Here is an 11,731-nt window from a genome sequence, read left to right as displayed (position 1 = left end):
GGATTGATGGCAGGCAAGCGGGGGCTCATCATGGGCCTGGCCAATGACAAGTCGCTGGCCTGGGGCATCGCCAAGCAGCTTTCGGAGGCGGGCGCGGAGCTCGCCTTTTCGTATCAGGGCGCGGCGATGGAAAAGCGGGTCCGCCCGCTGGCGGAACAGCTGGGCGTGGCGCGCCTGTTCGACTGCGACGTCTCCGAGATGGAGTCGCTCGACAAATTGTTCGAGGACCTGAAGGCGGAATGGCCGACGATCGACTTCGTCGTCCATGCCATCGGCTTTTCCGACAAGTCGCAGCTGCGCGGTCGCTATTACGACACCACGCTCGACAATTTCCTGATGACCATGAACATCTCGGCCTATTCGCTGGTCGCGGTCGCCCAGCGCGCGCGCACGATGATGCCCGAGGGCGGCTCGATCCTGACGCTGACCTATTATGGCGCGGAAAAGGTCATCCCGCACTACAACGTCATGGGCGTGGCCAAGGCGGCGCTGGAGACGAGCGTCAAGTATCTCGCGGTCGATCTGGGTCAGGAGAATATCCGCATCAACGCGATCTCGGCGGGCCCGATCCAGACGCTGGCGGCGCGCGGCATCGGCGACTTCAACTATATCCTCAAGTGGAACGAACTGAACTCGCCGCTGCGTCGCACCGTGACGATCGAGGATGTGGGCGGTGCTGGCCTGTACATGCTGTCCGACCTGTCGTCGGGCGTGACCGGCGAGATCCACCATGTCGACGCCGGGTACAATGTCATTGGCATGAAGGCCGAGGACGCACCCGACATCGCGCTGGCGTAACAAACTCGTCCTCCCCTGCAAGGGGAGGGGGACCAGCGAAGCTGGTGGAGGGGTGTCGCGCTCTGCGAGCGAAGCCCTTTCCTCTCCACCGGCTACACCCCTCCGTCAGGCCTCCGGCCTGCCACCTCCCCTTCCAGGGGAGGAATAGCGGCCAACATTATCTATCGCGCCTTGTGGCCCGGCGACGCTAAAGACGAACCCATGTCCGAACAGCCCAACGCTGCCATCACCATCCGCCCTGCGCAGGGACAGGACGTCGCCGCGCTCGACGCGCTGCTGGTCGCCAGCTTCCCCGCCCCCGCCGAAGCCGCACTGGTCCGCGACCTGTGCGTCGAGGGCGACATGGTGCTGATGCTGGTCGCGATCGACGAGGCGACCAACGCGCTGGTCGGCGCGATCGCCTTCAGCCGCATGAGCGTCGAGATCGGCGGCAAGCCGATCAACGCGGTAGCGCTCGCCCCGATCGCCGTCGCGCGCGACTGGCGGCAACAGGGCGTGGGCGAGGCGCTGGTCGCCGCCGGGATCGAGCGGCTGGAGCAGGAGGGCGTCGTCCTCTGCTTCGCGCTGGGGGATCCCGCCTTTTACGGACGGTTCGGCTTTGCGGCGGACGTGGCGCGCGGTTTCGACAGCCCCTATGCGGGCGATTATTTCCTGGCGGTGCCGCTGCAAGGCGGACTGATCCCCTGCGGCGTGCGGGGCGCCGCCGCCCATGCCCCCGCCTTCGCCCGGCTTGGAGACGCAGCGTGAGTTTCAACAGTTTCGGCCGCCTGTTCCGCTTCACCACCTGGGGCGAGAGCCATGGGCCTGCGCTGGGCGCGGTGGTCGACGGGTGCCCGCCGGGGATCGCGCTGTCCGAGGAGGACATCCAGCCCTGGCTCGACAAGCGCCGTCCGGGCACCAGCCGCTTTACCACCCAGCGGCGCGAGCCCGATCAGGTCCGCATCCTGTCGGGCGTGTTCGAGGGCAAGACCACCGGCACCCCGATCAGCCTGATGATCGAGAATGTCGACCAGCGGTCGAAGGACTATTCCAACGTCGCGCTCGCCTATCGCCCCGGCCATGCCGATTATGCCTATGACGCGAAATACGGCTTTCGCGACTATCGCGGCGGCGGGCGCTCCTCGGCGCGCGAGACGGCGGCGCGGGTCGCGGCGGGCGCGGTCGCACGCGCGGTGATCCCGCAGGTCCGCATCCGCGCCTGGGTCGAATCGATCGGTGGCGACCGGATCGACTATGATGGCTTTGACGATGCGCAGATCGACGCGAACCCGTTCTTCTGCCCCGATGCGGCGGCGGCGGAACGCTGGGAAGCGATCGTGGACGGCGCGCGCAAGTCGGGCTCCTCGGTCGGTGCGGTCGTCGCGTGCGAGGCGACCGGCGTGCCTGCGGGTTGGGGCGCGCCGCTCTATGCCAAGCTGGATAGCGAACTCGCCTCGGCCTGCATGAGCATCAATGCGGTCAAGGGCTTCGAGATCGGCGACGGGTTCGCCGCCGCCGCGCTGACCGGCGAGCAGAATGCCGACCCGATGCGCAGCGGCAATGGCGGCCCGCGCTTCCTGGCCAATCATGCGGGCGGCATCGCGGGCGGGATCGCCACCGGCCAGCCGGTGACGATGCGCGTCGCGTTCAAGCCGACCAGTTCGATCCTGACCCCCGTCGACACCATCACCCGCACCGGCGAGGAAACGCAGATCGCGACCAAGGGCCGTCATGATCCCTGTGTGGGCATTCGCGGCGTTCCGGTTGTGGAGTCGATGGTCGCGCTGGTTTTAGCCGATCAGGCGTTGCTTCATCGCGGTCAGTGTGGTTAAATAGAGGAACGGACGTTCTTCTGCCTCGTTAACCATTGCGAGAATAAAGCAGGAGAGAATCAATGCGTTACATGCATATGATCGCAGCCGGTGCCCTTTTGATCCCCGCCGCCGGCATGGCGCAGGTCACGGGCGGCACGACGGGCACGATGTCGGGCCAGACGACCATGCCGGGCCAGGCGCCCGGACAGACGATGGGCCAGCCCGGCGACACGATGAGCACGACGCCGAGCACCACCACCCGCTCGACCACGCGCAGCAAGAGCCGCAGCCGGACGACCACACCCGACAGCACGGTCAACACCCCCTCGACCATGCCCGACACCACGGGTTCGTCGACGACCACGGGCAGCGGCACGCTGGGCAGCGACCCGACCACCAGCGGCTCGGCAGGCAGCGGCACGACGGGCGGCACCACCACCCCGCCGGGCAGCAGCGGCGGCATGTAACCCCTTCGGGTTCGTCACTACGGAAAAGACCCGGTCGCGCGAGCGGCCGGGTCTTTTGTTTGGGTTCGGGGCGTGGCCTTCGACTTCGCTCAGGCTGAACGGAGCGGAGGGCAAGACCTTCGACAACATCCGTTCAGCCTGAGCGAAGTCGAAGGCCAAGGGACTCCGCCCCAAAAAAAAGGCCCCGACTCTCGCCGGGGCCTTCCAGATCAATCCGCGAACGGATCGCGCACCAGGATCGTGTCCTCCCGCTCGGGGCTGGTCGAAACCAGCGCCACCGGGCAGCGGATCAGTTCCTCGATCCGCCGGATATATTTGATCGCCTGCGCCGGCAGATCGGCCCAGCTGCGCGCGCCTGCGGTCGATTCCTGCCAGCCTTCCATCGTCTCATAGACGGGAACGACCTTGGCCTGATCCGCCGCATGGGTCGGGTAGTAATCGAGCGTCTGGTCGCCCAGCTTGTAGCCGACGCAGATCTTCACCTCGTCGAACCCGTCGAGCACGTCGATCTTGGTCAGCGCGATGCCGGTGATGCCGCCGACCGCCGCCGACTGGCGCACCAGCACCGAGTCGAACCAGCCGCAACGCCGCTTGCGGCCGGTGACGGTACCGAACTCATGGCCACGCTCGCCCAGACGCTGGCCGGTCTCGTCCTCCAGCTCGGTCGGGAACGGACCCGATCCGACGCGGGTGGTGTACGCCTTGGCGATGCCCAGCACGAAGCCGACGCCCGACGGCCCCAGGCCCGAGCCGCCCGCCGCCGCACCCGCGATGGTGTTGGACGAGGTGACGAAGGGATAGGTGCCGTGATCGATGTCGAGCAGCACGCCCTGCGCACCCTCGAACAGGATGCGTTTGCCGCCGCTGCGCGCCTCGTTGAGGTCGCGCCACACCGGCTTGGCGAAGGGCAGGACGAAACCCGCAATCTCGCGCAGATCGGCCAGCAGCCGCTCGCGATCGATCGGCGGCTCGCCGAACCCGGCGCGCAGCGCGTCGTGATGCGCGCAGAGACGGTCGAGCTGCGGCCCCAGGTCATCCAGATGCGCCAGATCGCACACGCGGATCGCCCGGCGGCCGACCTTGTCCTCATAGGCCGGGCCGATGCCGCGCCGCGTGGTGCCGATCTTGCCCGCGCCGCTCGCATCCTCGCGCAGACCGTCGAGGTCGCGGTGGATGGGGAGGATCAGCGGGCAGTTGTCGGCGATGCGCAGCGTCTCCGGCGTGGCCTTCACGCCCTGCTCGCCCAGCCGCTCAATCTCGGCCTTCAGCGCCCAGGGGTCGAGGACGACGCCGTTGCCGATGACGCTGGGGGTGCCGCGCACGATGCCCGAGGGAAGCAGCGACAGCTTGTAGACATTCTCGCCGACGACCAGCGTGTGACCGGCATTATGCCCGCCCTGGAAGCGGACGACCATGTCGGCGCGCTCGGCCAGCCAGTCGACGATCTTGCCCTTGCCTTCGTCGCCCCATTGCGCGCCGATGACTGCTACATTTGCCATGGATGCTATGCTCCGCCTGCCGGACGGACCCCATGCGCCCTTCGACAGGACTCGGCGCGAGGGGGGTTTCCAATGATGTGCGGGGCGCGCCTAGCGGGACGCGGCCCCTGATGTCAACCGGCGATGGCGCGTGGGATAGCACCGTCGAGGATATGAGTGCAAAGCTGCGCCTGCGGGGTATCCCCCTCCTCCAGCGCCTGCACCGTCACCCAGCCCTGCGCGCGCAGCGAGGCCCCCGTCGCAGGCGCGGTGCCGAAGGGCAGGAACAGCCGCCGCCGCTCGGTCGGCGGGGCGGTGGCGACGATGGCGTCGGCATAGAGCGAGAAGCCGGTCGCCTTCTCCTCCGCGCCATCCTCGTGGAAGATGGTATAGGTGCCGCCGCGTCCCACCTCGCGCGGGGGGCCCGCGACGAACAGCGAGAAGCCCAGCCAGCTCTGGAATTCGAAACCATGCCGCTCGGTCGGGTCGAGCGTCATCGACACCCCCTCGCCCAATGCGGCCGCGATGGCCTCCAGCGCGTCGAGACGGCTGGCGAGCACGCCGTGGGTATCGAAGGCGCGGAGACGCGCGATGGCGGTCGCGAACGGCCCGGCGGCCTCGACCAGCGGCAGATAGGCGGGCGCGATCGCCGCGACGCCGCCCGCATCCTTGGCATCCAGCCGATCGCGAAGCGCAGCCACCTGATCGCTCGCGACCGGCAACGGCCCGGCCGCCAGCAGGTCGACCAGATCGGGCAGGGTGAAGTCGATCGAAATGCCGGTCGTCCCCGCCGCGACCAGCGCCTCGACCGCGACGCGCACCACCTCGGTCGCCGCCGCCGTCGAGTCGAGCCCGATCAGCTCCGCCCCGATCTGCCGCCACTCGCGCGCGGGCGCCAGTTCAGAGCCGCGCAGGCGCACGACGGTGCCCGCATAGGACAGGCGCACCGGGCGCGGGTGATGCCCCATGCGCGTGGCGGCGATCCGCGCCACCTGCGCGGTCAGGTCGGGCCGGATGGCGAGCGTGCGCTGCGACACCGGATCGACGAAGCGCACCGCATCATGCAGCCCCCCCGCCTTCAGCCGCGAGCCCAGCGCCTCGGCGAACTCGATCGACGGGGGATCGGCGCGCTCATAGCCATGCAGCCGCGCCGCCTCCAGCACCCGCGCCTCGACCGATGCGGCGGCATCGGCATAGGGCGGAAGACGGTCGTGATAGCCTTCGGGAAGGAGCGCGGTCATCGAATAAGCCTGTTCATCAGCGTGTGCGCCACGCCGTCGGGGTTGATCATGACGTCCGCGTTTTGGAAGCGGATCACCGCATATCCATGCTGCGCCAGCGTGGAGGTGCGATGGGCGTCGCGTGATTGGTCGCTATGCGTATCGCCGTCAACCTCTATGACCAGCTTGTGGGACCGCGCGGCGAAGTCGGCGATATAGGGACCAATCGGGACTTGGCGCGAGAATTTGATGCCGTGGAAGCGGCGGTCGCGGAGAATGAGCCAAAGGCGCTTTTCGGGCTCGGTCATCTCGCGACGCATAGCGCGGGCGCGATCCAGAAGAACCGGATCAGTCTGCATAAGATGATCCTCCAAAAATCAGAGGAGCATACCACTCCCTCTCCCCTCCGGGGAGAGGGTCGGGGTGAGGGGTGGGGGCTAGGCGAGACGTTTGTGCCCAGCCCCCGCCCCTCACCCAACCCTCTCCCCGAGGGGGAGAGGGCTTTTAGGCTTCAGAACACCAGGCCCATCGCGGTCTTCACGCCCGGCAGCGCCTTGACCTTGGCGAGCAGGTCCGCGTCGACCGCCTCGTCGACCGAGAGCAGCAGCACCGCCTCGCCACCCGCCGAGCGGCGGCCGAGGTGGAAAGTGCCGATATTGACGCCCGCCTCGCCCAGCGTGGTGCCGAGACGCCCGATAAAGCCCGGCGCGTCCTCGTTGACGACGTAGAGCATCGGCCCGGCCAGATCGGCCTCGACCTTGATGCCGAACAGCTCAACCAGGCGCGGGGCCTGATCGCCGAACAGCGTGCCCGCGACCGAGCGCTCGCCATCCGCCGTCTTGACCGACACGCGCAGCAGCGTGTGGTAATCGCCCTCGCGCTCGGTCCGCACTTCGCGCACCTCGACACCGCGGTCGCGGGGCGAGCAGCGGCGCATTGACCATGTTGACCGTGTCGGTCTGGTTGCGCAGGAACCCGGCCAGCACCGCGCTGACCATCGGCTTGGCGTTGAGGTCGGCCGCCGCACCCTCGGTATGGACCGAGATGCGCGCGATCGCACCCGTCGTCAGCTGGCCGACCAGCGCGCCCAGCTTTTCGGCGAGCGCCATGTACGGCTTCAGCTTGGGCGCTTCCTCGGCCGACAGGCTGGGCATGTTGAGCGCGTTGGTGACGCCGCCCGACACCAGGAAATCGGCCATCTGCTCGGCGACCTGGATCGCGACATTGACCTGTGCCTCGGTGGTCGACGCGCCGAGATGCGGGGTCGAGATGAAGTTCGGCGTGCCGAAGAGCGGGCTCTCCTTGGCGGGCTCCACCTTGAACACGTCGAGCGCCGCGCCCGCGATATGACCCGAATCGAGCCCGGCCTTCAGCGCCTCCTCATCGACCAGGCCACCACGCGCGCAGTTGATGATCCGCACGCCCTTCTTGGTCTTGGCGAGATTCTCGGCCGACAGGATGTTGCGGGTCTGGTCGGTCAGCGGCGTGTGCAGCGTGATGAAGTCGGCACGGGCGAGCAGCTCGTCCAGCGTCACCTTCTCGACGCCCATTTCCAGCGCGCGTTCGGGCGTCAGGAACGGATCGAAGGCGACGACCTTCATCCGCAGGCCCAGGGCGCGGTCGGCGACGATCGAGCCGATATTGCCCGCACCGATCAGGCCCAGCGTCTTGGACGTGAGTTCGACGCCCATGAAGCGGTTCTTCTCCCACTTGCCCGCTTGCGTCGAGGCATCGGCCTCGGGCAACTGGCGGGCGAGCGCGAACATCAGCGCGATGGCGTGTTCGGCGGTGGTGATCGAGTTGCCGAACGGCGTGTTCATCACCACCACGCCCTTGGCGCTGGCGGCGGGGATGTCGACGTTATCGACACCGATTCCGGCGCGGCCGACGACCTTCAAATTGGTCGCGTGCTCCAGGATGTCCTTGGTGACCTTGGTCGAGCTGCGGATCGCCAAGCCGTCATACTGGCCGATGATCGCCTTCAGCTCTTCCGGGGTCTTGCCGGTGATCTCGTCCACCTCGACCCCGCGCTCGCGGAAGATCTGGGCGGCCTTGGGGTCCATTTTGTCGCTGATGAGAACTTTGGGCATGGGGATTGCTCCGGGAATAGGGGAATAGCTCCCTCTCCCCACTGGGGAGAGGGTCGGGGTGAGGGGTTGGGGCTGGGCGATCCATTTGCGGATCAGCCTAGTGCCGCCCCTCACCCAACCCTCTCCCCGGCGGGGAGAGGGCTAAGAAGGGTCAGGCCTTGGCCGACGCGTAGGCCCAGTCGAGCCAGGGACCGAGCGCCTCGATATCGGCGGTCTCCACCGTGGCGCCGCACCAGATGCGCAGGCCCGCGGGGGCGTCGCGGTAACCCGCCACGTCATAGGCGGCCCCTTCGGCTTCCAGCAGCGAGGCCATCTTCTTGATGACCGCCTCGTCCGCGCCCTCGACCGTCAGGCAGACGCTGGTGGTCGAGCGGATCGCCGGATCGGCGGCGAGATGGCCGAGCCAGTCGCGCGCTTCCACGATCTTGTTCAGCGCCGCCGCATTGGCGTCCGACCGCTTGACCAGCGCCGCCGCGCCGCCCAGCGCCTTGCCCCATTCGAGCGCGAAGATCGCGTCCTCGACGGCGAGCATCGACGGCGTGTTGATCGTCTCGCCCTTGAACACGCCCTCGGCCAGCTTGCCCTTCGACACCAGGCGGAACACCTTGGGCAGCGGCCAGGCGGGGGTGTAGCTTTCGAGGCGCTCGACCGCGCGGGGGCCCAGGATCAGGACCCCGTGCGCGCCCTCGCCGCCCAGCACCTTCTGCCACGAGAAGGTCGCGACATCGATCTTGTCCCAGGGCAGGTCATAGGCGAACACCGCGCTGGTCGCATCGGCGAAGGACAGGCCCTCGCGGTCGTCGGCGATCCAGTCGCCATTGGGCACACGCACGCCCGAGGTGGTGCCGTTCCAGGTGAAGAGCACGTCGTTCGACCAGTCGACCGCGTTCAGATCGGCGATCTGGCCGTAATCGGCGCGCAGGACGGTGGGATCGAGCTTCAGCTGCTTGACCGCGTCGGTCACCCAGCCCTCGCCGAAGCTTTCCCAGGCCAGGGTGGTGACGGGGCGCGCGCCCAGCATGGTCCACATCGCCATCTCGAACGCGCCGGTGTCGGAGCCGGGGACGATGCCGATGCGGTGGGTGTCGGGGAGCTTGAGCAGCTCGCGCATCAGGTCGATGCAATATTGCAGCCGCTGCTTGCCGATCTTCGAGCGATGCGAACGGCCGAGGCTGTCCGTCGCGAGCTTGGCCGCTTCCCAACCGGGAGGCTTGGCGCAGGGACCGCTGGAAAAATAGGGCCGCGCCGGTTTGGTGGCGGGCTTCGCGGGCGCAAGAGTGGCGTCGGCGACAGTCGTATCAGTCATTTAAGACTCTCCTCACAGAGAGCACGCGCGGCGTTGGGACCGCGTGGCCCGTCGACGGCCCTAGCGATGTCGATCGAAGATGACAACCACAATCGCAACGGCGCAATTTTGCGTCGATCGGGGCCCTCGCCGAGAATGTTGAAACGGTTGCAGCGACAGAGGTCGTCAGGCGCCCGACGCCACCGCGACCGCGCTACACGGCCAGCCCGGCGATGGGCCGGAGCATGTCGCAACCCCGCCTCCGCACGCCGGATCGGGGCTGACAAAAGCGCAGCAGCAGCGGACAAGGGGATACATGGTTCGCGTTCCCCTTTCCCTCGCCCTCCCGATTCTCGGGGCCGTTCTGCTTTCGGGATGCGGCCGTCCCGACCGGCCCTCGCAACCGGCCTCGCGTCCCGAGCCCTATCGCCCGCCGCTGCGCGAAACCGCGCAGTGCGAGGCCGATCTGCGGCGCGAGGGCGTGGCCTATCGCCGCCTGCCCGACAAGGAATTGGGGCCGGGCTGCGGCCTGTACGGCGCGGTGCAGCTGACCGATATCGGCGTGCCCGTGACCGGCGTCACCGCGATGCGGTGCGGCAATGCCCGCGCCTTTGCCGGATGGGTGCGCAATGCCGTGGCTCCCGCCGCCTGGCAGATATTGGGATCGCAACTGGTCAAGGTCGAGGGGATGGGCAGCTATGCCTGTCGCAACATCGTCGGCACCACGCGGATGGGGGATCGCCGATCGGGCCATGCGCTGGCCAATGCGGTCGATGTCGGCGGCTTCGTGCTGAAGGACGGGCGGCGGATCACCCTGTTGAACGACTGGTATTCCAGCGATCCGCAAATCCGCCAGTTCTGGACGACGATTCGCGCATCCGCCTGTCGGCGCTTCGGCACGGTGCTCAGCCCCGACTATAACGCCGCGCACCGCAATCACCTGCATCTGGAAGACGATAACGCCCGTTTTTGCCGGTAGCATCGGCCCCGGCGATCCCCTACATCATCCGAAATGACCGATAAGACCCAAGTACCGAACCGCGTCTTCCCCAATGCCAGCCAGGACGCCGAAAGCGCCAAGACGATCGTCTCGACGCCGCAGACCGAAAGCCCGGCCTATACGCTGGCCTTTCAGGACATGGACTTCCTGCTGCGCGAAGACCTTCGCCCCGTCCGTTTCCAGCTGGAATTGCTGAAGGCGCAGTTGCTGCTCGAAGAGGCCAAGATCGCCTCGACCTTCGTCTTCTACGGCTCGGCGCGCATCCCCGAGCCCGCCAAGGCGCAGGCGATGCTCGAGCTGGCGCATGACGACAAGTCGCGCAAGATCGCCGAGAATCTCGTCGCCAAGAGCAAATATTACGACATCGCGCGCGAGCTGGCGCAGATCACCAGCCGCCTGCCGCGCGACGACCGGGGCATGCGGCAGTTCGTCGTCTGCTCGGGCGGCGGCCCGTCGATCATGGAGGCGGCCAATCGCGGCGCGCATGACGTCGGTGCCGAGTCGGTGGGCCTGAACATCGTCCTGCCGCACGAGCAGGCGCCCAACCCTTACGTCACGCCGTCGCTGAGCCTGCAGTTTCACTATTTCGCGCTGCGCAAGATGCACTTCCTGCTCCATGCGCGCGCGCTGGCGGCCTTCCCCGGCGGATTTGGCACGTTCGACGAACTGTTCGAGCTGCTGACGCTGATCCAGACCGGCAAGATCCAGCCCATTCCCGTGCTGCTGTTCGGCCGGGCCTTCTGGGAACGCGTCGTCAATTTCGAGGCGCTGGTCGAGGAGGGCGTGGTGTCCGAGCGCGACCTGGGCATCTTCACCTATGTCGAGACCGCCGAGGAAGCCTGGGACGTGGTGCGCAACTTCTATGAGGAACGCGCCCGCAAGGAAGCCGAGCGGGGCTGAACCCCGGCAACCCGACAAAAGCGGTTTCCAAAGCCCGTCTTCGCAAGAAGGTGGGCTTTGTCGTTGGCGACGCGAATCGATTGTCTTCGCCCACGGCGTCGCGCATGATCGCGGCACCTCTTGGGATGATCGTCGATGCTTGCGCTGGCCTTTTTTGCTTTCGTCGCTGCGGATCATTGCCGGGTCGAGAATGCCCGCTACGTGCTGCGCCATCAGCCGAGCGTGACCGCCGCGTTCCGCCCGGTCGACAGCGGCCCGGAATGGCCCGCCGGGGTCGCCATGGCCATTCGCTTCGGCGATAGCGGGCGGCGCCTCTGGTGGCTGCCCTGGAACGGCGGCACCGATGGCCGCCAGCATCTGGCCTCCACGACCGACGTGACCCTGCCCGGCTGGCACCCGCCCTCCCCCGATGGCGGGCCCCGGCCGCTGGGCGACATGGCCTATGTCGGAACGACCGCCGCCTATGATGTCATCGAATCGGTGCCACGGCGCGGCAGACCGGCACCCGCGCACATCCTGCTCCCCGATCTGCGCGACGCGACGTGGCATGGCGACACGGGGCGGCGCGATCGGGCGTCCACACAATTCTTCGATCTGGTCGGGTGTGCGCCCGCCGCCCGCTCGGGCAGCCGCTGAGCCCATTGGGGCCGCCTCACCCGCCGATCATCAGCCCCCGCTCATGACCGAGCCGCGCGGCGGA

11 protein-coding genes and 1 pseudogene are annotated in these 11,731 nt (G+C 67.7%); 7 read left to right on the top strand and 5 right to left on the bottom strand.

Features of this window, described 5'->3' with window-relative positions:
• Window positions 1–6: 6 nt before the first annotated feature.
• From fabI to QE363_RS05145, 4 genes are all read left to right on the top strand, one after another.
• Window positions 7–798: an enoyl-ACP reductase FabI gene (gene fabI / locus QE363_RS05160; RefSeq protein ID WP_309698096.1), complete on the top strand. Its 792-nt coding sequence runs from the start codon at window positions 7–9 to the stop codon at window positions 796–798.
• A gap of 201 nt (window positions 799–999) precedes the next feature.
• The gene (locus QE363_RS05155; RefSeq protein WP_309692700.1) at window positions 1,000–1,545 is read left to right on the top strand and encodes an N-acetyltransferase; all 546 of its coding nucleotides are present in this window, start codon (window positions 1,000–1,002) and stop codon (window positions 1,543–1,545) included.
• Window positions 1,542–2,609 (top strand): chorismate synthase, encoded by a 1,068-nt coding sequence (aroC, locus tag QE363_RS05150; protein ID WP_307102892.1) that lies wholly within the window; start codon window positions 1,542–1,544, stop codon window positions 2,607–2,609. Before QE363_RS05155 ends, aroC begins: the two co-directional genes overlap by 4 nt.
• A 62-nt stretch (window positions 2,610–2,671) precedes the next feature.
• Window positions 2,672–3,058: a hypothetical protein gene (locus QE363_RS05145; protein WP_307102889.1), complete on the top strand. Its 387-nt coding sequence runs from the start codon at window positions 2,672–2,674 to the stop codon at window positions 3,056–3,058.
• Window positions 3,059–3,267: 209 nt separating this feature from the next.
• Here QE363_RS05145 and QE363_RS05140 read toward each other — a convergent pair whose 3' ends face one another.
• The 5 genes and pseudogenes from QE363_RS05140 to QE363_RS05120 form a co-directional block, all read right to left on the bottom strand.
• A complete protein-coding gene (locus QE363_RS05140; protein ID WP_309692695.1) occupies window positions 3,268–4,557 on the bottom strand; it encodes an adenylosuccinate synthase in 1,290 nt (429 codons plus the stop codon).
• 113 nt (window positions 4,558–4,670) lie between these two features.
• On the bottom strand, window positions 4,671–5,777 hold the full coding sequence (locus QE363_RS05135) for an ATP phosphoribosyltransferase regulatory subunit (protein WP_309692692.1): 1,107 nt from the start codon (window positions 5,775–5,777) through the stop codon (window positions 4,671–4,673).
• A complete protein-coding gene (locus QE363_RS05130) occupies window positions 5,774–6,115 on the bottom strand; it encodes a DUF559 domain-containing protein (RefSeq protein WP_309692687.1) in 342 nt (113 codons plus the stop codon). The genes QE363_RS05135 and QE363_RS05130 overlap by 4 nt, the downstream gene beginning before the upstream one ends.
• Before the next feature lie 152 nt (window positions 6,116–6,267).
• Window positions 6,268–7,846 (bottom strand): annotated as a pseudogene (gene serA / locus QE363_RS05125) (phosphoglycerate dehydrogenase).
• A 151-nt stretch (window positions 7,847–7,997) separates the two neighbouring features.
• Entirely contained in the window at window positions 7,998–9,152 is a 1,155-nt protein-coding gene (locus QE363_RS05120; protein ID WP_309692684.1) for a phosphoserine transaminase, read from the bottom strand.
• A gap of 295 nt (window positions 9,153–9,447) precedes the next feature.
• Here QE363_RS05120 and QE363_RS05115 point away from each other — a divergent pair, with 295 nt between their 5' ends.
• The 3 genes from QE363_RS05115 (at window position 9,448) to QE363_RS05105 (ending at window position 11,667) form a co-directional block, all read left to right on the top strand.
• Window positions 9,448–10,110, top strand: a complete 663-nt coding sequence (locus tag QE363_RS05115) for an extensin family protein (RefSeq protein ID WP_309692681.1) — start codon at window positions 9,448–9,450, stop codon at window positions 10,108–10,110.
• 33 nt (window positions 10,111–10,143) lie between these two features.
• Window positions 10,144–11,031 carry a TIGR00730 family Rossman fold protein gene (locus QE363_RS05110; protein ID WP_307102875.1) on the top strand — a complete coding sequence of 296 codons (888 nt, stop codon included), beginning with the start codon at window positions 10,144–10,146 and terminating at the stop codon, window positions 11,029–11,031.
• 135 nt (window positions 11,032–11,166) lie between these two features.
• Window positions 11,167–11,667, top strand: a complete 501-nt coding sequence (locus tag QE363_RS05105) for a hypothetical protein (RefSeq protein WP_309692675.1) — start codon at window positions 11,167–11,169, stop codon at window positions 11,665–11,667.
• Window positions 11,668–11,731 lie beyond the last annotated feature (64 nt).

The sequence above is a fragment of the Sphingomonas sp. SORGH_AS_0870 genome, from assembly GCF_031453175.1.
GTDB lineage: Bacteria > Pseudomonadota > Alphaproteobacteria > Sphingomonadales > Sphingomonadaceae > Sphingomonas.
Note: the sequence above shows the minus strand (reverse complement) of the source record. Positions and strands in the feature narration are given on the sequence as shown.

Excerpts from the sequence above, each read along its gene's own strand:
- QE363_RS05115 (WP_309692681.1), top strand. The coding sequence starts at position 9,448 with ATGGTTCGCGTTCCCCTTTCCCTCGCCCTCCCGATTCTCGGGGCCGTT.
- QE363_RS05155 (WP_309692700.1), top strand. The coding sequence starts at position 1,000 with ATGTCCGAACAGCCCAACGCTGCCATCACCATCCGCCCTGCGCAGGGA.
- QE363_RS05135 (WP_309692692.1), bottom strand. The coding sequence starts at position 5,777 with ATGACCGCGCTCCTTCCCGAAGGCTATCACGACCGTCTTCCGCCCTAT.
- fabI (WP_309698096.1), top strand. The coding sequence starts at position 7 with ATGGCAGGCAAGCGGGGGCTCATCATGGGCCTGGCCAATGACAAGTCG.
- QE363_RS05110 (WP_307102875.1), top strand. The coding sequence starts at position 10,144 with ATGACCGATAAGACCCAAGTACCGAACCGCGTCTTCCCCAATGCCAGC.
- QE363_RS05145 (WP_307102889.1), top strand. The coding sequence starts at position 2,672 with ATGCGTTACATGCATATGATCGCAGCCGGTGCCCTTTTGATCCCCGCC.
- QE363_RS05120 (WP_309692684.1), bottom strand. The coding sequence starts at position 9,152 with ATGACTGATACGACTGTCGCCGACGCCACTCTTGCGCCCGCGAAGCCC.
- QE363_RS05105 (WP_309692675.1), top strand. The coding sequence starts at position 11,167 with ATGCTTGCGCTGGCCTTTTTTGCTTTCGTCGCTGCGGATCATTGCCGG.
- QE363_RS05130 (WP_309692687.1), bottom strand. The coding sequence starts at position 6,115 with ATGCAGACTGATCCGGTTCTTCTGGATCGCGCCCGCGCTATGCGTCGC.
- QE363_RS05140 (WP_309692695.1), bottom strand. The coding sequence starts at position 4,557 with ATGGCAAATGTAGCAGTCATCGGCGCGCAATGGGGCGACGAAGGCAAG.